This is a genomic window from Streptomyces sp. MJM8645, from assembly GCF_001625365.1.
Taxonomy (GTDB): Bacteria; Actinomycetota; Actinomycetes; order Streptomycetales; family Streptomycetaceae; genus Kitasatospora.
In genome coordinates this window covers 279,009-301,943 of the sequence record NZ_LJJF01000002.1, presented here as the reverse complement: position 1 = coordinate 301,943, position 22,935 = coordinate 279,009, and the positions used below count along the sequence as shown (strand labels likewise).

At 69.3% G+C, this 22,935-nt stretch carries 20 protein-coding genes; 10 read left to right on the top strand and 10 right to left on the bottom strand.

From position 1 onward, the window contains the following. Window positions 1-30: 30 nt before the first annotated feature. The 3 genes from A6F73_RS32230 to A6F73_RS32220 all read right to left on the bottom strand — a co-directional run bounded on the left by A6F73_RS32230 (window position 31) and on the right by A6F73_RS32220 (window position 3,549). A complete protein-coding gene (locus A6F73_RS32230) occupies window positions 31-1,425 on the bottom strand; it encodes a DJ-1/PfpI family protein (protein ID WP_159398644.1) in 1,395 nt (464 codons plus the stop codon). A 165-nt stretch (window positions 1,426-1,590) separates the two neighbouring features. Then, a complete protein-coding gene (locus A6F73_RS32225; protein ID WP_063352695.1) occupies window positions 1,591-2,571 on the bottom strand; it encodes a DJ-1/PfpI family protein in 981 nt (326 codons plus the stop codon). A gap of 96 nt (window positions 2,572-2,667) precedes the next feature. Next, window positions 2,668-3,549, bottom strand: coding sequence for an amidohydrolase family protein (locus tag A6F73_RS32220; protein WP_063351916.1), 882 nt, complete (start codon window positions 3,547-3,549; stop codon window positions 2,668-2,670). A gap of 200 nt (window positions 3,550-3,749) precedes the next feature. Here A6F73_RS32220 and A6F73_RS32215 point away from each other — a divergent pair, with 200 nt between their 5' ends. Next, window positions 3,750-4,106, top strand: coding sequence for a hypothetical protein (locus A6F73_RS32215; RefSeq protein ID WP_063351915.1), 357 nt, complete (start codon window positions 3,750-3,752; stop codon window positions 4,104-4,106). 138 nt (window positions 4,107-4,244) lie between these two features. Here A6F73_RS32215 and A6F73_RS32210 read toward each other — a convergent pair whose 3' ends face one another. Further along, entirely contained in the window at window positions 4,245-4,730 is a 486-nt protein-coding gene (locus A6F73_RS32210) for a hypothetical protein (protein ID WP_063351914.1), read from the bottom strand. A gap of 273 nt (window positions 4,731-5,003) precedes the next feature. Here A6F73_RS32210 and A6F73_RS32205 point away from each other — a divergent pair, with 273 nt between their 5' ends. The 3 genes from A6F73_RS32205 (at window position 5,004) to A6F73_RS32195 (ending at window position 7,102) form a co-directional block, all read left to right on the top strand. Next, a complete protein-coding gene (locus A6F73_RS32205; RefSeq protein WP_063351913.1) occupies window positions 5,004-5,369 on the top strand; it encodes a hypothetical protein in 366 nt (121 codons plus the stop codon). Window positions 5,370-5,890: 521 nt separating this feature from the next. Then, the gene (locus A6F73_RS32200; protein WP_159398643.1) at window positions 5,891-6,307 is read left to right on the top strand and encodes a hypothetical protein; all 417 of its coding nucleotides are present in this window, start codon (window positions 5,891-5,893) and stop codon (window positions 6,305-6,307) included. A 114-nt stretch (window positions 6,308-6,421) separates the two neighbouring features. Next, on the top strand, window positions 6,422-7,102 hold the full coding sequence (locus tag A6F73_RS32195; protein WP_063351911.1) for a hypothetical protein: 681 nt from the start codon (window positions 6,422-6,424) through the stop codon (window positions 7,100-7,102). Between the two features lie 49 nt (window positions 7,103-7,151). Here A6F73_RS32195 and A6F73_RS32190 read toward each other — a convergent pair whose 3' ends face one another. Next, a complete protein-coding gene (locus tag A6F73_RS32190; protein WP_063351910.1) occupies window positions 7,152-7,637 on the bottom strand; it encodes an FBP domain-containing protein in 486 nt (161 codons plus the stop codon). A 71-nt stretch (window positions 7,638-7,708) separates the two neighbouring features. Between A6F73_RS32190 and A6F73_RS32185 the strand changes: the two genes are divergently transcribed. Together A6F73_RS32185 and A6F73_RS32180 are read left to right on the top strand one after the other, a co-directional pair. Next, window positions 7,709-8,278 carry a TetR/AcrR family transcriptional regulator gene (locus A6F73_RS32185; protein ID WP_063351909.1) on the top strand — a complete coding sequence of 190 codons (570 nt, stop codon included), beginning with the start codon at window positions 7,709-7,711 and terminating at the stop codon, window positions 8,276-8,278. Between the two features lie 169 nt (window positions 8,279-8,447). Next, window positions 8,448-9,101 (top strand): GAP family protein, encoded by a 654-nt coding sequence (locus tag A6F73_RS32180; RefSeq protein ID WP_063351908.1) that lies wholly within the window; start codon window positions 8,448-8,450, stop codon window positions 9,099-9,101. Between the two features lie 58 nt (window positions 9,102-9,159). Here the strand turns inward: A6F73_RS32180 and A6F73_RS41825 are convergent, their stop codons facing one another. The 4 genes from A6F73_RS41825 to A6F73_RS32160 form a co-directional block, all read right to left on the bottom strand. After that, window positions 9,160-10,032, bottom strand: coding sequence for a universal stress protein (locus A6F73_RS41825; RefSeq protein ID WP_159398642.1), 873 nt, complete (start codon window positions 10,030-10,032; stop codon window positions 9,160-9,162). A 212-nt stretch (window positions 10,033-10,244) separates the two neighbouring features. Beyond that, on the bottom strand, window positions 10,245-10,991 hold the full coding sequence (locus A6F73_RS32170; protein WP_159398641.1) for a hypothetical protein: 747 nt from the start codon (window positions 10,989-10,991) through the stop codon (window positions 10,245-10,247). 18 nt (window positions 10,992-11,009) lie between these two features. Beyond that, complete coding sequence (locus A6F73_RS32165; RefSeq protein WP_063351906.1) at window positions 11,010-12,158, bottom strand: tryptophan 7-halogenase; 1,149 nt, start codon at window positions 12,156-12,158, stop codon at window positions 11,010-11,012. After that, window positions 12,158-14,128: a LodA/GoxA family CTQ-dependent oxidase gene (locus A6F73_RS32160; RefSeq protein WP_063351905.1), complete on the bottom strand. Its 1,971-nt coding sequence runs from the start codon at window positions 14,126-14,128 to the stop codon at window positions 12,158-12,160. The genes A6F73_RS32165 and A6F73_RS32160 overlap by 1 nt, the downstream gene beginning before the upstream one ends. On the opposite strand from A6F73_RS32160, the gene A6F73_RS32155 reads away from it, so the two are divergent. The 3 genes from A6F73_RS32155 to A6F73_RS32145 are packed head-to-tail and all read left to right on the top strand — an operon-like array spanning window position 14,051 to window position 20,417. Beyond that, the gene (locus tag A6F73_RS32155; RefSeq protein ID WP_159398640.1) at window positions 14,051-16,000 is read left to right on the top strand and encodes a hypothetical protein; all 1,950 of its coding nucleotides are present in this window, start codon (window positions 14,051-14,053) and stop codon (window positions 15,998-16,000) included. The genes A6F73_RS32160 and A6F73_RS32155 overlap by 78 nt on opposite strands. Before the next feature lie 17 nt (window positions 16,001-16,017). Beyond that, window positions 16,018-17,619 (top strand): hypothetical protein, encoded by a 1,602-nt coding sequence (locus A6F73_RS32150; RefSeq protein WP_063351903.1) that lies wholly within the window; start codon window positions 16,018-16,020, stop codon window positions 17,617-17,619. Next, on the top strand, window positions 17,616-20,417 hold the full coding sequence (locus A6F73_RS32145; RefSeq protein ID WP_063351902.1) for a hypothetical protein: 2,802 nt from the start codon (window positions 17,616-17,618) through the stop codon (window positions 20,415-20,417). Before A6F73_RS32150 ends, A6F73_RS32145 begins: the two co-directional genes overlap by 4 nt. 179 nt (window positions 20,418-20,596) lie before the next feature. Here the strand turns inward: A6F73_RS32145 and A6F73_RS32140 are convergent, their stop codons facing one another. After that, entirely contained in the window at window positions 20,597-21,253 is a 657-nt protein-coding gene (locus A6F73_RS32140; RefSeq protein ID WP_063351901.1) for a hypothetical protein, read from the bottom strand. A 357-nt stretch (window positions 21,254-21,610) separates the two neighbouring features. Between A6F73_RS32140 and A6F73_RS32135 the strand changes: the two genes are divergently transcribed. Next, window positions 21,611-22,885 (top strand): MFS transporter, encoded by a 1,275-nt coding sequence (locus A6F73_RS32135; RefSeq protein ID WP_063351900.1) that lies wholly within the window; start codon window positions 21,611-21,613, stop codon window positions 22,883-22,885. Window positions 22,886-22,935 lie beyond the last annotated feature (50 nt).

Below are 22,935 nucleotides of genomic sequence, written 5' to 3'. Positions count from 1 at the left end.
GCGCCCGGAAGGCGCGGAGCTTCAGGAGAGCTACGCCGCGGGGCGCCGTCGTCGAACCGTGTGTCGGATCGCCGTCGGTGCCAGCCCCACCCCCACGCTCAGGACGACCGCCGCCGCGGCCAGCAGGGTGGACCGCCAGGGCCAGGACGCGCCGGTCAGCTCCAGGTGGGCCGAGGGGTACTCGGAGAACTTCGCGGTGGCCAGCGCCGTGCGACGGTCGCTGTTCTCGGCAAGGTCCCGCAGCACCGGATCGAAGCCGAACTCCCCGGACCGCCTTCCTCCGCCGGGCAGTTCGGCGGCGAGCCCGTTGCGGCGGGCCCAGCCGTCCAGCGTACTGCCGAGGTCGGAGGTGTTCCTGACGCCGGGCACCACGAAGCGATCCGCCCCGTGGGCGCCCCCCTTCGCCGACCGGGTGACGAGGACCAGGCCGTGGCGGGTGGTGACGGTGTCACCGGCGCCGATCACCAGCGTCCGGGTGGCGAAGGAGACCCCGCCGTACCCCTCGAAGGCGGCGGCCGCGTCGATCTCCTCGACCCCGTCGACCAGTCCGATGGCCGTGGTGGGGCGCAGCCACGGGAATGCGGCGTTGAAGGCGTACGGGAGGTCGCCGAGGGCGAGATGGTTGGCCGGTATCGCGGTCGGTCCGTCCGGAGTCCAGCCGGGGTAGGACAGGCCGGTGCCGATGCGGGTCGCCTCCGCTGTGCCGGCCAGTTCCTCGACCAACCGCAGCGCGCCCATGGTGCCGGAGGTGACGCCCGCGGTGGTGGTCACCCGCCCGTCCTCGACGTAGCGCAGCCCTCGCTTCCACGCGACCTTCGGGTAACTGCGTTCCAGGGAAGTGATGTTGGACCAGAACGAGGTGGCGTCGCGGCCGTCGAGCAGACCGGAGGCGGCCAGCAGTTCGGAGCCCGCGCACACCCCGAGGATCCGGGCGCCCTTGTGGTGGCGTTCGACGATCCACCGGCGCAGGCGCTCCTCGCCCGCGCCGGTGGGGTCGGTCACGGCGGGCACGACCACCACGTCGGGTTCCGGCAGAGTGCCGTCCGCCACCTCGGCCAGCGTGTGGTCGGGCAGCAGGTGGGCGCCGCCGGACAGCGGGGAGACGCGGCGTTCGGCCGCCACCGTGTAGACGAACATGTCCGGCGACTCGGCGAACACCTGGTAGGGCGCGAGTACATCGGTGGCCACGGAGCCCTCGTTGCCGACCGCGACCGCCACCGTGATCCTGCCCTCCGGTACCGGCCGGGCGGCAGGCCACACTCCGGCATCGGATCCGCGAGGGGCGGCGGCGAAGCTGTCGGCCATCGACGCGCTCACCCCCGCGAAGGCGATCCCCGCGAAGGACGCGGTCGCCAGAGCTGTGCCCAGCAGTACCCAGCCGGTGCGGCGTAGCGCGCGGTGCCCCTTGCGCGCCTCGGAACTCATCTTGAGCAAGACATACCTCAACAATCCGGGCACGTTTTTGGCAGCACGGTGCCGTCGGCCCTCGTGGAAGTGGGAAAAGCGAAACAGGAAACGGGAAACGGGAGAGAGGAAGGGAAAGATGGGGACGGCCGGGAAGGAGGCCCCTTCGCCGAGGAGGCCAGTCCGTCAGGCAGTCGGCCGCGCTGGTGCGCGCAGCAGCGAGGGCGGCGCTCCGAAGGCGTCAGCGACCACCCGGCGTAGTTGCCGAGCGTCACGGAATCCGCACCGGAGCGCGACCGCCTCCACCGTCAGGTCGGTACCGGACAGCAGGGTGCGGGCCCGCTCCAGCCGCAGTTGCCGCTGGTAGGCGAACGGGGTGATGCCGGCAGCCGTGGTGAAGGCCCGCGTCAGACCGCGCGGGGACAGCCCGGCGATGCCTGCGAGTTCACGCAGGGTGAAGGCGACGTCCAGATGCTGCGCCAGATGGTCCTGCACCCGGTGCACCGCGGGCTGGACATGGTCGCGGTGCCGCAGGAACGGACTGATCTGTGCCGCGTCCCCGTCCCGCCGCAGGTACAGCACCAGTTCACGCGCGACTCCCGCGGCCAGTTCGGGGCCGCGCTCCCGTTCGACCAGGGACAATGCGAGATCGATCCCCGACGAGATGCCCGCGCTGGTGCTGATCCGCCCGTCGTGCACGTAGAGCGCGGCCTCACGCACCCGGGCCCGCGGGTACCGGTCGCGCATCGCCGAGGTGAGCGACCAGTGGGTCGTGCACGCCCTGTCGTCCAGCAGCCCCGCCTCCCCCAGAACGACTGCACCGCTGCACACGGACGCCACCCGGGCACCCGCGTCGTGGGCCTCGCGCACCCAGCGCACCACGGCGGGTGCCACCGGCCGGTCTGATCCGGTCAGCCGGGGGCCCGGCACGAGCACCAGGTCGCCGGCTGCCGCCCGGCTCGTCGACAGCGGTGCCAGCCCCGCCAGCCGCAGGCCTTGCGCGGACCGCAGACCGTCCGTCTCGGCGACGAACTCCAGCCGGTAGCCGCCGCCGAGATGCGCCGCAGCGTCGAACACCTGCACGGGACCGCCGAGGTCCAGCAGATTCACCTCGGGCAGCACCAGGACCAGCACCCGTCCGGTACGCCCGTTCGTCTCCTCGCTCACCCCGCCACGGTAGGCCGCCACGAACCGTCCGCACGAGGTCTCCCAGGGACGGGCGGCGGACAGATCTGGCACTGCCGTCCGAGCTGTGGACTGCGCCTACGCCGACAGCTGCGCCCCGGTTGCTGCTCGCCGCCGGGGTGACCAGTTCAGCAGCCGGGCCGGGTTCGTGGTGATGGCGGCGCGCAGGACCGACGGGTCGACGTGCTCGGCCGGCCAGGCGAGGCACTCGGCGAACGTCCTGCTGTGTTCGTGGCGCGTCCAGGGCCAGTCGCTGCCCCACAGCAGGCGCTGGTGGCCCGCCTCCTCCAGCACGCGCCGCAGCATGCGGCCGGGCGCGTCGGGCGCGTCGGGCGCGCAGCGGTAGGGCGCGGAGGCCTTGATCCACACGTGGTCGCGCGTGGCCAGATCCAGCACCGTGCGGTTGGCGCCCTCGGATGCGCCCGGCAGGCCGAGGTGGTCGATCACCACGGGGGACGGCCAGCTGTGGCGGGCGGGTGCGATCGCCGCCCACTGTTCGCCCGCCGCGTGCACCTCCAGGTGCTGCCCGCGCTCGGCCAGCAGCGCGGCCACCTGCCGCCAGTGCGGCCCGGCCAGGTCGGGCACCCGCCGGCCGATCAGGTTGAGGCGGATGCCCACGACGCCGTCGAGGGCGAGCGGGGCGAGCGCGCCTGGTCGGCAGGGCCGGTCGTGGTCCAGCACGATGACGGCGCGGAACCTGGCGGGGTGCCGGGCCAGGCAGTCGAGCAGGAAGTCGTTGCGCGTTCCCAGGAAGCTCGGCTGGACGAGGACCGCGCCGCCGATGCCGTGCCGGTCGAGCAGCGCCAGGTACGTTGCCGGGAGGGCGTCGTAGTCCGGCACGTAGCGGGGGCGGTCGGCCCTGGGCAGGCCGCGGTGGAACACGTGGGCGTGGGTGTCCACCGACTCCACCGGCTCCACCGACGCGGTCAACTCGGCGGACTCGGCCGATTCGCAGATCACCCGCCGATGGTAGGCCCGGGGGGTCCAGGACCGGGGGCCTCTGGACCTTCACCTGACTGACTGTCATATTGGCCTGCGTGTTCGACGACGTACTGACGTGCTCACGCTCAGGGCGGCCGGTGCCACGGAGGCGCTGCCGCTGCGCCGCGCTGGCCGTTGGTTCCTTCCGGCACCGCATGGACCTCAGGTAAGGAGCGAGCATGCGTCAGTGGTACCGCTCGGCGTCGCCCGGGGGCCGACGGACGGACGGCGTCTACACCGGTGTCAGCTTCTACCGGAACGACACCAAGAAGGTCTGGTTCGAAGGAACCGGACACCTGCTGGTCGCCTACCACGCCCGCGCCAACGGCACCGACCCCGTCGAGGCCAACAAGCTTCTCACCACCCTGGAGACGGCCCAGACCAGTGCCCCGAACACCGACGGCAGCGGCATCGTCGCGGCCTCCGGCGACCGCCTCGACACCGGCCAGGGCGACTACTACTACGCCGCCCTGCACACCGGAGCGACCGCCTGGTACGTGATCGCAGCCCAGGGCGGCAACCCGTTCCGCCTCTGATCCCCGCTCCCGGCGACACACCCTGAACGTGAAGACGGTGCCGGCCCCGACCTTTCAAGGTCGGGGCCGGCACCGTCTTCACGTTCGAAGGCGGTTCGCGACCGGTCGCGCGAGACCGTCGTCTCGCTCGACCTCGGGTCACAGGTCCCGAAGCCAACGGTTGGCCTGCTCTGGGGTGGGGGAGTGGACGAAGCCGTAGCGTTGACCGAGCGACTTCGCGCCGGCCGGGGTTCCCATGTTCGTCTCGATCCGCGTGAATCCCGCTTCGCGCAGCGTTTGGAACATCCGCTCCACGAAGGTGTCGATCATCGCTCGCCGGTGGTCTCGGTCGAGTTCCGGAACCGAGAAGAACCAGCCGATATCGGTTGCCTCCTGGCCTTCTTCGCGTTCCGTCGGGATGCAGAAGAAGCCGCCCATGAGTTGCCCTGAGCCGTCCAGTGCCACCAGGTGTTTGATGCCGGGGCCGAGTGTGCCGTGGACCGCGGCACGTGTGAAGTCCACGGGGTTGTCGATCGTGTAACCGGCGTCATTGAATGGCGAGTCCTGGAACGTGCGACGCAGCGTCGTCTCGATGTCGTCCCATCGGGCCTTCATGAAGTGCTCGTCCACGAGCTTGATCTCCATGTGCGCCTCCGTGCGGTGAGTACCTCGTGTGCACCGACGAACCGCTGGCCAAGGTTCACGACCATGATGACAACGCGTGGAGCTGCCCGCGATCAGGCATCCGCCGAATGGCTGACGCGGGTCGAGGTCCGGCCTTGCGGCCGTGCCCGCGCGAGTTGCACGGCGACGCACCGGAGGTTCACTCGCACGAGTGATTGTGATGCTTAGTACATAAATGGACACTCAGGGTATTCGAGGGCTCGTGGGGGCTCTCCCGGAGCGAGGGGGGCCGTCATGGCCGCAGTCGAATCCTCCTCCATCGAGGTGCCGTGGATCGCGAGCAGTTCGCAGCCCGCCGACCGGGACCAGGGCCTCGCGGCGATCGGCGGCAACGTCGGCGCCGTGTGGCGGGGGTGGTGGACGTGGACCCCGGGGAACGGGACGTTCAACCTCCAGACCGCCTGGAACGTCATCGGGATCGACTCGACGGTCGTCATCACGGCCTCCGAGATCGACGGCAACAGCGGGAACCGGTTCGTCGGTGCGGCGCCCTTCCAGGTGTCGAGCATCGCCCCCGGCAACGGTGTGGTGACGTTCAAGATCAACATCGGTTGGGGCAGTGCGCTGCCGATGCGCACCGACGTCGTGGTCTTCAACTGAGCACCGTTCCCCGGCCGCCCCGGCCACGCAGGCCACGCAGGCCTGGGGCCGCACCGATCCGCTGACAACCGGCACGAACCGCCCCGTGGCGGCTCCGGGTTCGCCCGAGCCGCCACGGGGCGCCCGTTTTCCCGCAGGAGCCGGTTCCGCCGACAGGGCCCAGCCGAGCCCGGGCTGTCTTCCGGGCGGCAGATAGTGGCGGCACGAACTTCCTTCGCGTTGCGATGCTCTCAGGTCGAGTGGGGATGTGCTCCACTTAATCGTCACACTGTGTAGTCAATCGGATGTCTGATGTCGTGCAAGGCTGTCGGGAGCTCCTGGCATCGCTCCCATCCTGTCTCTCGGTCTCTCGGAAAGGTTCGTGAGGCTTACGGATTCGGCCCGGCCGGAGCGGCCCTTCGCGACGCGCTCCCCACGACACCGTGAAGGGGCCCCCGCGCAGAGACACCCCGCCTACCCCGGCGGCACTCCACAACGGTGACGGCGCACGTCGCCGACAACGACCGCGAACAGGAAGACCCATGAGAAATCCGCTGTCCGCCAGAGCTTCGGCTATCGCCGCGGCGAGCGTGCTCGTCTGCTCGGTGTTCACAGGCATCGGCGCAGCACCGGCCGGGGCCGTACCCGCCGCCCGGGCCCTCGCCGCGCAGGTGGCGTTCTGGGCGGGGCAGGAGGTCCAGCCGTGTCTGGCGGAGGACCCGCTGACCTGCCCGCGGGACCTCAGCGCGTTCACCGACACCGTGTGGAACACCCTGGCCGCCGGCCACAGCCCGCTCTACCTCGACCTCGTGTACGGCTCGGACTTCGGCCCCGCGCTGCCGGGCGAGAACCAGCGCACCGACGCTCTGGCCCTGGTCGAGCAGGCGAACACCCGTGGTGTGCCGGTCAGCGCCTGGATCACCGTGCCGCTGTCGGACGGCACCTTCGACACCGAGTAGAACGCCGCCCTCGTCCAGAGCGCCGTCGAGGACTTCCACGTCTGGTCGCTCGCCCACGACCTCCAGTTCTCTCAGGCCGTACTCGACCTGGAATCCCCCACCGGCGACCAGGCCGTGGCCCAGGCCCTCACCCGGAACGACCTGACCGGCTTCAACGCCCTGCTGAACGCCAACAGCCTCGACCCCGCCGCACAGTGCCGCGCGATCCACACCTACGCCGACACCATCGCCTGGGCGCACCAGAACGGGATGCGGATCTCGGGCTCGCCCGTGCCCTACGCGCTGGACGACCTGGACAACGGCAGCATCGCCCTGCAGGCCGCGCTCGGCATCACGGCGTTCCCGCCGACCGGCTACGACCAATACTTCCTTCAGGCCTACCGCGCCTTCGGGATCGACCTGGGATCCGGCTACGTGGCGTCCTACTTCACCGACATCCAGCGCTACTTCGGCACCGCGGGACAGGTCACCATCGGCAATGCCGGGATCCCGCCGTACGACAACCTCACCACCGTCGTCGACGACATCAGAATGCTCACCGGCCTCGGCGCCACCACCGTCCCGGTGTTCGACCTCGAAGGCACCGTCAAGGCCTTCGGCGCCGACGGCGTGTCCGCCCTTGTCCAGGCCGGCCGCAACCCCATGGCCGGCAGCGAACTCACCGCCGCCACCCAGATGTCCGTGACCGGCGCCGCCGCACGCGCCCCCTTCCACACCCTCGACACGGCCGCTACCACCGCAACCCCCCTCACCACCGGACAGCAGCCCAACTCCTACCCCGGCGCCTGCATGTAGTAGCGGCACAGGGGGGGGCTGGTGACTCGGGGTGAGGCCCCGCCGCGGCTCACGCGGTGACCTTGGCGACGAAGGCGGCGAGGTTGGCCGCGGTGCGGCGGATCTTCTCCTCGACGGTGAGCGACTCGTGCAGCCGGGTGCCGGTCTCCCGTTTGCCGCGCACGTAGAGCGAGCAGGCGAGGTCGCTGCACATGTAGGCGCCGACGGAGTTGCCCTGCTTGCCGGCCTTCCCGGCCAGGGGAGCGACCAGCAGCGAGACGCCTCCAGTGTGGGTGGTCACGCACAGCGAACAGATGCTGCGGCGGGCCTGCCAGGAGGCGGCGCCGGAGGAGCGCAGCGCGACCGCCACCACGCGGCCGTCCGACTCGGCGGCGAGGTAGGCGCGATCGGGCGCCTGCGGGTCGCGCCACCCGAGGAAGTCCAGGTCGTCCCAGGGCTGTTCGGCCAGGTCGCGGGGGATGTGCAGTCGCTTCGCCTCGCCCTTGGTGCAGTTCACGAAGGCGGCGCGGATCTCTTGCTCGGTCAACGGCTTCATAGGAGCCAACGTAAATTACCTAGGACTATTAGGCAAATGTATAATGGCCTCAGTCGATCGGAGGGAAGGCCATGGCGCGCGTAGGACTGAACGCGGAACGACTCACCCGGGCGGGAGCGGAACTGGCCGACGAGGTCGGCTTCGACAAGGTCACGGTCTCGGCGCTGGCACGACACTTCGGCGTCAAGGACGCGAGCCTCTACTCGCACGTCAAGAACTCCCAGGACCTCAAGACCAGGATCGCCCTGCTCGCACTCGAGGAACTCGCCGACCGGGTCGCCGCCGCCCTGGCCGGACGCGCCGGCAAGGACGCCCTGGCCGCCTTCGCCAACGCCTACCGCGACTACGCCCGCGAACACCCCGGTCGCTACGCCGCCGCGCAGCTCGAACTCGACCCCGAGACCGCGCGCGCCAGCGCCGGCGTCCGGCACTCCCAGATGACGCGCGCGATCCTGCGCGGCTACGACCTCGCGGAACCCGACGAGACCGACGCCGTCCGGCTGCTCGGCAGCACCTTCCACGGCTACGTGGCCCTGGAACGGGCCGGGAGCTTCCAGCACACCCCGCGCGGCACCGAGGACACCTGGGCGCGCATCCTCGACGCCCTCGACGCACTGCTGCGCAACTGGCCGGCGGCCTGACCGCCCGCTCCGCGCGGCTCCGTGCGGCTCCGTCGGCCGGGGCCGGCCCCGGGGTGCGGCCAGGTGACCGTTCCCGCCCGGGACTGCGGGCGGCGGAGCCCGTCCGGCGGGAGAATTGAGGTCGACCAGGCCGCTCGGGCCCTGTGCAGCGGCGGGAGGAAGGTGGTCCGTGAACGTCGTGCTGAGCGAGGTGGCGCCGCTGGCCCTGGCCATCGCGTTGTCGCCGTTGCCGATCGTGCCGGCGCTCCTCCTGCTGTTCACTCCCCGGCCCAGGGCCACGGCCGGAGCCTTCCTGGCCGGGTGGGCGGCCGGAATCCTCGCGGCGGCGTCCGCGTTCACGGCGCTCGCGGCCGTCATCGAGACCCGCGAGGAGACCCCGACCTGGGCGTCCTGGACCAAAGTCGTCCTCGGCGCGGTGCTCGTCCTGCTCGCCGGGCGGCAGTGGCTCTCCGGCGGCAAGAAGGGGACCCCGGCCTGGATGCGGAGCCTCACGGACGCCACGCCGGCCAAGGCCCTGCGGCTGGGGCTCCTGCTGTCGGGGGCCAACCCGAAGACCATCCTGCTGTCCGCGGCGGCAGGGTTGACCATCGGCTCCGCCGAACTGGGGCCGCCCCGTACGGTCATCGCCGTGGCGGTGTTCACCGCGCTCGCCGTCTCCACCGTCGTGCTTCCCGTGCTGCTCCACATCGCGCGGGGGGAGCGTGTCCTCACTCCGCTGGGCAGGGCCAGGACCTGGTTGGAGACTCATAACAGCACCGTCACCGCTGTGGTCCTCGCCGTGATCGGGGTGCTCCTCGTCATCGACGGTGCCAGCGGGCTGTGAGCGGCGTCGGCCCCGCTCACCTGGACGGATGAGGGCCTGGGGCGACCCCCGCGGCTGGTCAGGCGTCCGGGACGACGGCGACCGGGCAGCGGACGTGGTGGATCGCGGCGTGTGCCACCGGGCCGAGGTGCGCGCCGAGAGGCATCCGCCGGACGTGGCGGCCGAGGACGACCAGCCGGGCCGTCTCCGACGCTTCCACCAGGACGATGGCGGCGTTGCCCCGGACGAGTTCGGACGTCACGGTCACCTGGGGGTAGCGGGCCAGCCAGAGGGCCAGGACGTCGGCGAACTGCTTCCGCTCGGAGGCGGACAGCTCCTTCTCCAGCCCTCCGATGGCGTCGAACGCCATGTACTCGCTGCCGGCCGGTGGCGCCCAGACGTGGACGATCCGCAGGGGGGCCGAGCGGTGGGCGGCCGCCTCGAAGGCGAACGCGAGGACGTCGTCCGGCGGATGTGCGAGGTCGACGCCCACCAGGACGGGGTCGGTGGCGGCGCCCTGCTCGCCCTCACCGGCCCGGACCAGCACCACCGGGCAGGTGGCTCGGCGCAGCACCTCCTGGCTCACCGAGCCGACCAGGAAGCCGCGCACGGGCCCCAGCCCCCGGGAGCCGAGCACGAGCACGGCGGAGGTCCGGCCGGCGGTCACCAGCGCCTTGGCCGGGTCGTCGGGGACCTGGCGGGAGGAGACCTGGAGGCCGGCGTGCGCGGCGCGCAGCTCCGCCTCGCGGGCGGCCAGGGCGTCCCGGCTGCGGTTGTACACCTCGTTGGTGCCGACCGAGTCCCGCTTGGGCCAGGGCCAGGCCTGGAGGAGTTCGAGGGCGAGCCCGCGGCGCAGCGCCTCCCGGGCGGCCCACGCGGTGGCGGCGAGGCTCTCCGGCGAACCGTCGAAGCCCGCGACGACGGGACCGTCCACGGTGACGGGACCGTTCACGGTGACCTCCCAGCGGTCGGGTCCGGGCCGGTCAGGCCCGCTGTGGGTCGAGGGCGGCGGCGACCGTGGTCCATGCCGCGTCCCGCGGGTCGTACGTGGCCCGGGCGCCCCGGCCAGTATCGGCGGGAGCCGCTGCGGGCGCCTCCCGGCGCAGGGCCGGTGGGCCCCAGCCGGTTCAGGACGGTTCAGGACTGTCCGAGGCGGTGGGCCTCCTACTTCTTGTTGAGACTGGTGCTGTTCCACCAGCGCTGTTCGGCTGCGGTGAAGGACAGGTCGGAGCTCGCGCCGCCATCGCGCGGCGTGAGTTTCGCCTGGTAGGTCGTCTTCTCGGTGAACGGGCTCTGCTGCTTGTTCGGGTCGACTCCCGTCTCCAGGGTGTCGCGGACGGAGGGGACGGTCACCAGGGGGACGTCGTTCAGCGTGTTCTGGGTCGGTTGCGGGGTGACGGCGGTGGCCTCGCGGACCTCGTCCCAGTGATCGGCCTTGGCAAGTCGGTGCGCGAGGAAGGTCTCGGTGGGCGTGCCGAAGAGCATCCCGGTGAAGTGGGCCGGGTAGTCGGAGGTGCCGATCGGCTCGAAGTACAGCACGCCGGAGGCGGTGATCCGCACCGTACCGTCCGTCAGTTTCTCGAACTGGCGCTCCCCGGTGGTGGTGTCGGCCAGCACGCGTTCCACCTCGGCGGTGAAGGACGTCCTGGTGCCGGACTTGATGTCGCTGAGCGGGAACGGGTCCTTCGGGCTCGAGTGCAGCGAGTGGTAGCGCCTCTTGCCCTGCGGCACCGGCTTCTTGAGGTCCTCCAGGTAGGCGGTTCGCGCGGTGTCGTCGAGTTCCACCTTGAGGACCATCTGGAAGGCGTGCGCGGGCACGTGGAACATGGCGAGGTGGTAGGCGAAGAGCGTGGTTCGTCCGAGCAGGATGAACCGGTGGTCGGCGCTCAGGGGGTCGGTGTTCGGGGACATGTTCACAGGGCCTTCCGGTTACGGGGTGTTGAGCGGCAGCGGTGATCGGCGGCGCTGCCAGAACGGGCGGTCGGACCAGCGTTCCTCGCAGACGTGGATCTCGCGGTGGCCGTGCAGGTAGGCGTCGAAGGTCTCGCCGAGTCGTGCGGCGTAGGTGTCGAACGCGTGGGTCTCGCCGCGCAGCCGGGCGTCGATCGCCTGGCCGGCGCACAGGCCCGAGTAGAGGGCGGTGAGGACGCCCTGCGAGGAGAGCGGGTCGAGGGCGATCGCCGCGTCCCCGGCCGCGATCCAGCCCTCGCCGGCCGTCGGCTCCAGCCGTGCGGTGTGTGCGGCGCACCGGCGCGGGGCTGCCCCGGCGAGGGCCTGGCGGCCTCGGGTGCGTTCGGTGGTGTGCCGGGTGGCGGCGAGCCGGTCGAGGAACGTCCCGGTCGCCCGGAGACCGGTCGGCGCGAGGTCGGTGTCGGTGAAGTAGGTGACCAGGCGGTGGGCGGGGGAGTGCGGCGCGGTGTACCACCAGCCGTCGGGGACGGACTCGACCAGGGAGGCTTCCTCGGCGTCGGAGGGGTCGGGAGCCAGCCGCAGGTGGACCGCGACAAGCCGGTCGTAGCGGCGGCGTCGGGCGCCGCAGCGGGTGGCGAGCGAAGCCCGGCGGCCGGTGGCGTCGATCAGCCAGCGGCACCGCACGGGGCGCGCCGCGCCGTCGGCGCGGAGCGTCACTTGCCATCCGCCGTCCGGTTGCGGCACGGGGTGGCTCACCGTGGTCCGTTCGGCCACTCGCGTCCCGGCCGCTGCGGCACGGGTGCGCAGCAGGCGGTCGAAGACGGGGCGGTCGAGGTGCCAGCCGTGCCCGTACGGGTCGATGAGGAAGTCCGTCCGGTGCAGGTGCGGTGAGCCCCAGGCCGAGAGGGTGGCGTGGCAGGCGCGGTGGTCGGAGTCGAGGGACCGGACGTCGACGCCGAGGTCGTGGAGCAGCAACCGGGCGGCGGGGACGAGGGATTCGCCCGTCTTCGGCGGGCCGCTGCCGGCGTCGGCGAGCAGTACGGTGCGTCCCGCCCGGGCCAAGGTGAGGGCGGCGGCGGCGCCCGCCGGGCCGCCGCCCGCGACGACGGCGTCGTACCGGCCGTGCTGCCGTGCGGTCTGGTCGTCGGTGGGCGCCGCCGTGGTCATCAGACGTCCCGGAAGGGGTCGACCTTGGCGATGTAGCCGGCCGAGATCTCCTCGGGCTGGAACCCGGTGGTCAGGGCGATCTCGTTGGCGGCCTGCTCGTTGACGGCGGTGCGCTGGCTCTCGGCGAGTTGGGGTTGTCCGGTCTCGCGCACGTGGACGTTGACGAGGTTCTGGCGGTCCTTGACCTGGGGGAGCGAAGGGTCGGGGGTCGACTCCACCAGGATCGCGGCCGGGAACTTGCCGTCTGCCACCGTGTAGGCGTTGGTTTCGATGACGCCGAACTTGGACCAGTTGTCGACCATGTTCTGCAGGCCCGTCTGTTTGTCCGGGCTCAGGAACCGCAGCCACACGGCGCGGTTCTCGAAGGCCTGCGCGCGCTCGTCCTCGGTGACGGTGGTGTTCGGCTTCTGGTTGACCTTGTCGAAGTCGGTCTTCTTCAGCACGTGGTTGGGCACCCGGGCCGGCCAGAAGGAGGGCAGGTAGGGGCTGTAGCGGGGGCCGATGTTGGCCCGGAGCTCGTAGCCGGAGCGGCAGCTGGCGGTGTCGGTCTGCCAGGGGACGCCCATCCAGCGGGTGAGGCCGCCGGGCCCCTGGCCGTGCAGGGGGCCGTTGCCCGAGAGCGCGAGCTGCGGCGTGAGGTGCGGGCCGTAGTCGCGCTCGGCGGTGCCGGCCGGGCGGTGGAGAATGCGGAACGGCTCTGCGTACAGGGTGTCGTGGCGGATCGGCCAGGTGACCTCGCAGCCGGGGTGGAAGGCGTCGGCGAGGCAGTAGTCCAGGGCTGCGCGGTCCAGCAGTCCGGGCTGCAGTGCGACGGGCGCGTCGTCCAGCGAGGGGTAGGAGGTGTACTTGGTCTTGTCGTCGAAGTCCCCCTTCACCCACTGTTCCAGCATCTGCTCCTGCGTCGTGGTCAGGACGCCGTACTGGCGCGGGGACTGGGCAGGGACGGCCATCGCGTCCCCGTAGAGCCAGGGCCAGGGCAGTGGGGAGAGGCCGTCCCGGTCGTAGCTGCGCATCTGGTAGTACACGCGTTGCCGCAGCTCCCGGTACTGGTCCTTCTTGTTGCCGAGGATGGCGAGGAGTTGGGGCGAGGTGAAGTCGTTGGGGCCCTGCCAGCCGAATTCCGCCGCGAAGCCCTGGTTGACCCACTGGTGTCCGGTGAACCGCTGGAGCAGGGGCTTGATGTGCTCGTCGAAGACGACGGTGGAGGGGGCGGGCAGGTACCCGCCCTGGACGAAGAGGTCGTACAGCAGGTCGTAGAGGGTCACGATGCCCTTGACGTCCGGCGCGTAGTTCGGGGGCCCGACCACCACCCAGGCCGGCTGCACCGCGACCTCCTTGCCGTCGATCCTGACGGTGGCGGTCACGGGGCCGTCGGAGATGTCGTCGTGCCAGCCCTCGTTGTTGCCGAAGGTGGTCAGCGGCGTCGGGGTCGTGGTGAACGAGGCCGAGCTGCCCCTGCCGCCCAGAACGCGGAGCCGCCCCTTTTCGTCGGTCTGCAACTCGCCCAGGTAGACGGCCTTGCCGTTGATCTTCCCGGTGTCGAACTTCTGGCCGCTCTGGTTTGTCCCCGAGATCTTCCGGGAGCCCGGATCGATCCGCAGCTGGCCCCTGTCGGTCCCCGCGTTGCGCTGGCCGTACTGGTCCTGTGACAAGCGCTGGGCTTCGGGAATGTCCAGTGCGAGCGAGAACTTGTACCAGGCGGCCTTGTGATTGGCGAGCTGGACCGCCCATTCGACGCTGGCACCGCCCTGCCCGTGCAGGATCTCCCGGACGACCTTGCCGTCCTTGTCGTAGCCGTAGACGCGGAACCGTGCCGCCTGCCGCTTGATCTTGCCGGTGCCCTCTTTGTAGGAGCCCGGGGCCAGGGGCTTCTCGTCCGGACTCTCCGGTCCGTGGAAGAACTGCTCGCCGTTGCCGACCCGCGCGATGCCGATCGCGGGGTGGATCTTCACGTGGTCGATCTCGGTCATGCCCGGTGCCTCTCTGGTGCGTTCGACAGCCTGCGGGAGCGCGGGGTGCCGGATGGGGGCGCCCGTGAACGGGTTGAGGCCCGGTCGCGACCGAACTCGAAGTGGGGCGGGGTGTCGTCCTCGTCGCGGACGCACGGAGCCGTGCCGCGCGGAGCGCCCACCACCCATGGTGCGGGCGAGGCCGTCGAACGTCTAATCGTGTACGACCAAATGAGAAATCGCGCTGCGGGCCAAGTCTGCTACAGGTTTTCGACACAGCAACACGGACAAAAAATGGTCCGTACAGGAACGAAGTATTCGGCTAGGCTGCCGGCTGCCGGCGGCCGGATGTTACGGGTGCCGGCCTCCGTCCGATGGGTATTCGTGAAAGGTGGCACCATGCCTCAGGCGTCTCTCTTTGATCTGACCTCCAGCATGAAGAAGGGGCCGTCGACCGACCGGTGGGACTTTATCGTCTCATATTCGGAAAAGCAGCTGAATGAATTTCTGCAGAAGAGTTATCGAGACAACAGGCTCGTCCAGAACGTGAAGCTTCAGGCTCACGGGAAAGATCCGATCTACGGCAAGAATTACACAGTCGACTATGTGATCAATTTCAATCCCCCGACCATCGAGTTCGCGCTCGGTCAGCCCAACGTGGCTGTCCTTCTGATGCCAATCGGCGCCGGGTCAACCTTTTCGGTGACGCCGGACGGGGATTCCAAGCCCGCGCGAACAGGTGATTTCCCCACGGGTCTGTCCGTGCGGGCTGAGGTTCCTCTCGCCGCGATCGCCGGAGACACCAAGGAGGTGACGAAACAAGGCGCGGTGGTCACTTTCGCTCATGGCAAGACCACGGACCAGCACATCGTCCTGCATTTCAAGAACCAGACCGGGACCCGTTTCGGCTTCCAGCCCGTTCAGAACGAGGACGACCTCGATCCGCTGCTGCCCAAGCTGACGAAGCACTTCCAGGAGGAGGTCGATGAGATCGCCTATGTGCTCGGTGGGGTCAACAACAAGAACCAGTCCGGTGGCGACATGGCCATGACGCCGAAGTCCTTCGCCTTCGCGTCGACCGGAGACAAGGACGCCGGTTGTCTGAGCCTCTTCATCCAGACCGACGAGAGTGGTAACCCGCAGGGCGCTTCCGCGCCCGTTTTTCACCCGGACGGTACGCAGGTGCCGCCGGTGCCCACCGGCTACACGGCGAGCATCATTCTCTCCCAGGACCTCATGGTCAATACCTTCATCAAGAAGCAGCTCGCTCCCCGCGGGTTCACTGTGAGCGGCGAATCCAAGGACGGAAGCTGCACCTTGGAGCTCAAGAAGGACACCTCGGTGATTGCCCAGGGGGAGAAGGGGTCGGGATTCGACGGCGGAAATGGCTACTACTACGGAGGAATGCGGGTCAGTCTGCAGGATCATCCAGTGAAGCTCATCATCACCGACGGCAAGGCGGAGGTCAAGTGGTCGGGAAAGATGACATCAGAGTGGCATCGGAACGTGAGTGGACCCCATCCTAAGACATTCTACGGAACGGTCTACGCGGACATCGCGTTGAACAAGGGGGCGAAGGGTGTCGACGTGTCCAACACCGGAATCACCTTTCCGGACTTCACCTTCACGAACGACGACTTCAAGCCGAACTTCAGTACAAAGGACTGCAGTTTTTGGGAACGGGGGAACGGATGCGATGATTCGGTTCAGCCCTTCTATCGTAACGAGATGAAGTTCCACATGCCGGAGATCAACGTCCAGCTGAAGGGCCTGAACTACTTCCTGGAGACCAATCTCCTGGAGCCCTCCAAAACAATGATCAACGTCGACAGCAGCGCCGGCCTCCACACCCCGTACGACTTCCTGGTCGTCGGTCACGTCGCCAACTCCTGATCCTGAAGGGGATTTCGATGCCGAAGCTGCTGAGACCCGACCTCTACCAGTCGGTCTACGAGGCCGCGCACGCGTTTCTCCAGACCGAGGACGACCTCGTCGCCCAGTGCCGCGTCGCCATGGAGACCGGCGATCCTCTGTACCGCTATGTGGGTTATCGCAACTTCCTCGGCCAGAAGGAACAGGCGGGCCGGACGGTCTGGCTGGACCTGGGCAAGGACCTCGCCAACCGCTGGACCGGGTCCGACCTGGACGAGGGCGGGCGCCAAGGCCTCTACCTGTCGGCGGAACGCCCATCCGAGAAGAACACCGAATTCCCGGAGCTGACGCACTATCAAGACCCGGAGGTGCCGCCCGAGCAGCAGGTTGCGTACTTCGAGTACGAGAAGGGTGCGGAACCGGACTGGGTCACGGCGAAGGTCTCCGAGCTGCGGACGATGTTCCTTTTCACGCTCGACCTCTCATCCTCGTCCAAGGAACTCAAGGGGCTGGACCTGACCTATCCGAAGAGCGAACCCCTGCTGGAAAAGATCCTCGGCACCGCCCGGAAGGCAAATCCGCAGGCCTTCCACGCCGACGACACGGTGGAGAAGCTCTACATGCATCCGGACGACGCGAGCTTCACCCGCGCTGTCGGCAACGCCGCGCTCGAAAGCGGCTCCGAGTTTTTCCGGGCCACCTCGGTGCGTGACGGCTCCTCGGTCAACGTGGTGCTGAGCGCCGAACCCGGACACCCGATCGCCGTGCTGAAACCGGAGGGCCGGGCGACTTTCTTCGTCAAGAGCGGCAAGAGCACGGGCGTCGTCACCATCGACGACATGGTCTACAACAACGAGTTCGACGTCGACGGCCCGGGTGGGATCCCCAAGGACATCGTCAGCGCCGACCTGGAACCCTTCCGGGAGCGGGCGGAGCGCATGGGAGCGAGGCTCGACTGGTCTCTTGCGGAGAAGAGCGTGGACCATGCCGTCAGCACCGAGGTGCGGCGCGCCTTGAAGGGCGATCCGGCCCTGTACACGATGCCGGCCGCCGATGCCGTGCGGAGCGTCCTGGAGGCGGGGCTGAGCGGTCGGATGATCGACGCCCTGGGGCCGTACGCTCTGGCTGCCACCGCGACCGACCAGGAGTATCCCGACCTCGCTCAGGCGCTGGGCGCGGAGGGCGTGGACACCCTGATGCGGACCTACGCGGTGGAGCCCAAGATCACTCAGGGCGGCTACATCGAGGCCGCGGTCCGGGCGGAACTGCTGAAGGAGCGCACGCACTACTTCACGCAGAAGAGCGCCGACATCCAGAAGGAGATCGCGAACGCGCAGAAGGAGACACAGAAGACGGCAGAGGAACTTGAGGCCCAGCAGTCCGAGCTGCAGAAGACCGAGGACAAGTTGTCCCGCAACCCGGACGATGCCGATCTCAAGAAGGCGAAGGAGCGGCTGCAGAAGGAAGTTGACGAACTGAAAAACAGACAGGAGGAGCAGGAGAAGGAGGACGGTCGGAAGGAGGAAGAGAAGAACGACGCCGACCGGGAGAGCACTGACAACGGGAAGGACCTCAAGGACGCCGAGCACCGGCGTGGCGAGGAAGGCAAGAAGTTCTTCACCAAGGGAGGCGGGGCGTGAACGACGACTCCGAAGCGCTGCTCACCAGCTCGCTCGAACGCTTCCAGGAGGTAACGGTCGACGGCGTGAAGGTGGTCGTCAGTGTCATGGATGCGTTTTTGCTGGGAGAAGGTTCGACCTTCGGCGGAAACCACGAAGCGGACGAGATCTTCCTGTTCGCCGAGTCGGTTGTCCTGAAGGGCCGCCTCGCCTGCAAGAGTGCTGTCATCTCTGTGAATTCACTCGCAGGCAAGGGGCAGATCTCGACGTCCGGCGCCGTGGGCGAGTCCGTGATGACCCAGAACCTGGACAAGAACAAGCCCGGCAAGCCCGGCGGCGACGGTACAGCGGCGGGCGCACTCTCGCTGTACCTGGAGAACGCCTTGGGCGATGCACCGTACGCGACCCTGGCGGCAGCGGGCGGGAAAGGTGGGGACGGCGAGGTCGGGGTCAGCGCCCCGGGCGGCAAAGGTGGCAACGGTGGTGACGGCGGGAAGGCGACTCTCTTCGCAGGCACCCGTTCGGCCGGATACCTGGTGGCGCTCCGGGGTGTGCTGGGGCAGAAGACCCTGGCGGCGAAGAAGCAGGCCGTCAAACGCCTGCTGGACGAGATGCAGGCGGCCGTCGGCACCACGTCGAAGTGGCAGAAGACGCTCGACACCCTGAAGAACGCCCAAGCCGCGGCGACGGACGCTGCGTTCGAGGGCCTGATCCGCCAAGCAGGCGAGTACCTCGGGGCCCTGCAGGACAATGACATCCGCAAAGCCCTCGCGGCGATCGATGTCGCGGGCGGAGCCTACGGCGCCTATGGCCCAGGCGACCCATCGGGCAACGGCGGTAAGTCCGGCAGCAAGGGTTCGAGGAAGGTCATCTCCTTCGGCACAGCGGAGGATATCGCGGTCGGTGACCTGCCGGCCTCGATCCTGGTCCACCCCAGCCAGTGCGCCCGGCTGCTGGAGGTCATCCGTTTGCGGTATCTGACCCTGGACCCCGTGCAGCACCCGCAGGGCGTCCGGGATCTGGCAGCCGTACTGGTTCGCCTGGAGGCCCGCACCAGGCCGTTCGCCGCCCTCAAGGAGGGTAGTGAGCTGGCCGGCCACTACGCGAAGTACGAACGGAAGGCCGGAGCGGTCGACTCGGTCGCGCAGCTCCGCGGGATCAACCAGCAGTGCACCGTCCTCCTGGCACAGTTGCGTGGCGGGCAGGACAGTTTTGGGTACGACGCGCACTGGTCCCCGCTAGCCTCCTTCGACTTCTACAAGAAGCTGCTCGGCGACATGATCGACAACTTCTCGGCCATCGAGCAGGACTATCTGAAGTACTTCGCCGATCTGAAGCAGAACAAGGCGTCGATGGAGGCCGTTCGGACGGCGCGGGGGAAGTACGCGTCCGCCGCGTCGGAAGCGGAGGAGGAGCTCAAGCTGATCGGCGAGGCGCTGTCGGAGACCGCCCGACTCATCTCCCACTACGCCATCACCCTGCCACCTCTCAAGTCGGATCTGGAAGAAAAGATCCGGAAGTTCCAGAGTGATATCGAGAACCACTTCAGCTTCGACTTCAAGCAGTTGATCAGTGCGTTGTCGACGGTGGCCTTCGCGCCCCAGTCGAAGTTCATGATCGCGACCCAGTTCGGCGGCCTCCTCTACCAGGCCGACTCCTCGATCACCCAGGACACCGGTGTCCCGGTGGACAAGTCCTATCTGGTCGATCAGATCAAGGCGGTCGGATCCTCGGTCCACGACCTGATCGAGGGCTTCAAGTCGCTCGACAACGGGATGCTCCAGCCTGATGACCCCGGTGCCGCCAAGCTCCTGGCGGTCGAAAGCACCTTCCGACAGGAGTTCGACAAGCTCAAGTCGGAATTCGGCGTCGATCTGAAGGAGGTCGAGGACGCCTTCTCCGCCTACATCGAGCAGATCCTCGCCCGCAACCAGCAGATCCTTCTCTACAACGCCCATGTCCTGCTCGCCGCGCGCGACCACCGAACCATCCAGGACGCCAGGAACCACATCGCCGCCCTCAACGACAAGGCCCTGGACGAAATGCGGCCAGACCTTCCGGACCTGGTCAGCTTCGTGTCGCGGCTCTACTACGCGAGCCGCGACCAGATCATGCGCGCGCTCAGCCTGACCACCCATGCCTACCGGATGTGGGCGCTGTCGGACCGCGACCTGATCGCCGAGGCCTACGGGGGGCGAACGATGGCCACGATTGACCACGGGGTGCTGGCCAGCGCCGCCAACACGGTCCTTGATGCCTACGGAAGTGCCGTGGAGTCCTTCGGCACGCAGGCGCAGCGGTTCCCAGCGAAGCCGGAACAAGAGGGCCTGGTCGTGAAAGCTTCCCAGGCCCAGATCGACGTCTTCCGCACCGGCAACGTGCTGATGGTCAAGTTGCAGGCCGTCGCTCCCGCGACGGACATGGCGACGAGTCCCTTCGCGGGAAAGGCCAACGTCCGCGCCAGCAAGGTGCGGGCCTGGATCAAGGGCGCCGCGACGACGAACGAGCACAAGCGGCTCAACGTGCAGATCACCCAATCCGGAACGGAGCAGATCGTCAACCCGCATGGCGACGTCTTCGATTTCACCCACGCGCGGATCACCAAGACGTTCAGCTACGACCTGGGGGACCGCACGGTGTTCCAGGAGGCGGACTTCGAATCCGAATCGGACTCGCCGCACAAGTCCTATGCCACGGTCGGCCCGTTCACCACCTGGCAGATCGAGGTGCGGCCGGAGGACAACTCCGGCCTGGATCTCTCCGGCGTGACGGAGGTGTCCCTCGAATTCCACGGGACGAGTTACGCCTTCACCGTCTGACCCGGAGGCCGCCGGGGGCGGCCCAGCCCGAGGACCACAACACCCGCTCCCACCTGGGGGTTGGCGGGCAAGGGAACGAGTGGCGGCCTGCGGGAAGCCGCCCCCGATGTTCTGCACCCCGGCTACGTGCCGGCCCGCCCGCATCACCCCGGGTCAAGTGACAGCGTCGTGCTGGAGTGCTAGGCGAGTGGGGCGGGGTGCAGGGCGGCGAACAGGCCCCGTGTGCGCGTGCCGTCGGGCAGCTGCCAGGCGCCGCCGAGGTGGCCGGCCGTCTCCGGGGCGGGGAGGGGCGCGTCGTCGGCGGCGGGGTGCAGCACTCGGTGCAGGCGCAGGGTCGTGCCCTGGGGCGTCGTCAGCTTGGTGCCCTCCTGGTCGTCGTCGGCGGCGGTGGGGCTCAGGGGGGTGTCGCCGCGGTAGGAGCGGGTGACCTCCAGGTCGGGGGTGTCGCTGATGTTCTGGTCCTGGGCTTGGACCCGGCCCTCGATCAGGGCCGACAACTGGGCGACCAGCACCGGGTCGTGGCAGCCGTCGTAGGCCCAGCGCCGCCCCAGCTCGCCGTGCTCCATGGTGCCGACGAGCGCGTGTTCCGCCCCGTCGAGCGGGGCGCCGCGGTAGGTGAGCGGGACGAAGTAGGTGGCGGGGGCGGGGCCCGAGGTGTCGGTGACCACCATGAACTCGATGCCGACCTCGCCCTGGGGGTCGTCCAGCCGGAAGCCGCCGGCCTTGGCCAGGTCCGGGGCGCCCGAGCCGCCGCGGTACCAGGGCCGGGAGGGGAGCCAGGAGGCGAGCAGCTCCAGCTTGCTCGGCTGGAGGGTGGTGTGGTGGATGACGGACATGCCGGGGGTGCTCCTCCGTTGTACGAGTGCGATGGTCATACCCTCCCACCCGTGCGGGGCTGACGGACAGGCAGGTTCCGCTGCGAGGTTCGTCGCCGTTCCGGCCTGGTCCCGGCCTTGGCCCAACTCGCCTCCCTGTCCTCGGTCGTCCACCGGCGGGCCTCCCGCCCGGCCGTCGGGCGGTAGGGCGTACCGGCACCAACTCGCCAGTCTGGCTGGAAAGATGGTTCCGGGTCGGCCGAACTTGCGATCTTTCGGACAAGCAGGCGATCAAGGTCTTGATCTGCTGCGGGGTCGCCCTTAGATTGCAGTGCAATGTCACACTGAACCGACTGACACGGCGTGCCTGGGGGACCGGTGCCGGACACTGCACAGCAAGTACCGCACCAGAGCGCCGACAAGCTGCCCCGGGTGTTCTACCGGCTGGCACTGGGCGACGCCCTGTCCACGTACGGGAGCCAGCTCGACCTGGTGGCGCTCAGCCTGTTCGCCTACGAGGCGGCCGGGAACGCGCTCGGCACGGCCGGGTACCTGATCATCCGACTGGCCGGCGGCCTCGTCGGCGGGCTGGTCTCCGGGCGCCTGGTGGCCCGGACCGACCGGCGGCGGCTGATGACGGGCTGCGCGCTGGCCCAGGCGCTGGCCCTGGTCGTGGTGGCCCTCGCGCCCGTCCCCGCGCGCATCCCGGTGCTCTACTCGCTCGCGCTGGTCTTCGGCGGCGCGGCCGCGGTGTGCGCCGTCGCGCTGCGGACCAGCATCCCGGAGATGGTCGGCTCCGAGCGCCGGGCCCGTGCCAACAGCCTGATGGCCAGCTGCCGTTCGGCCGCCATGGTGCTCGGCTTCGCCTCCGCCGGTGTGGTGGTGGCCTGGGCCGGGTTCCGCGCGGCGCTGCTCATCGACGCGTCCAGCTTCCTGGTGTTCGCGGCGGTGGTGCTCCGGCTGCCGCTGCGCACCCGGGCCGAGCCCGCCGAGCAGGGCGCCGAGCAGCCTGCCGTGGAGTCGGCTGATGCCGCCGGGGGGACGAAGTGGCGCGGGAGCCGGTGGCAGGCGCTGATCGTCCTGCGGGCCGCCCCGGTGGTCGGCGCGATGGCGGCGATCCGGCTGCTGGACGCTTTCGGCTCGGCCGCGCACAACATCAGCCTGCCGGTCTTCGCCAACCAGCACTCTCCCGGCAACCCGGCCGCGCTGCTGGGCATGTTCTGGGCCACCTGGGCGGTCGGCAACCTCGGCGCCCAGCAACTGGTCTCCCGGCTCCTGCTGCGCCGGGGCATCGAACCGGGCGAGCGCGCCTTCGCCCTGGGCACCTGTCTGATGTCCGGCTGTTTCATCCTGGTCTTCACCGGGCTGCCGACCCCGCTGTTCCTGCTGGCGGCGATCGGCGCCGGGCTCGGCGACGGCTTCACCGAGATCTCGTACACCACCCGGATCCAGGCCCTCGCCGACGAACGGCGCGGCCAGGCCTTCGGGTTGCTGGCCTCCGCCGAGAACGTCGGCATGGGCACCGGGATGCTGCTGAGCGGATCGCTGCTGGCGCTGCTCAGCCCGCTGACCGTGGTCGGCGTCTCGCACGCCGTCCCGATCGTGCTGGCGCTCGGCTTCCTGGTCGTGGTCGCCCGGTCCCGCAAACGCTGAACCCCCCACCCCAACGCACCTGCCCCGACACAAGCACCGCGCCACCGGAT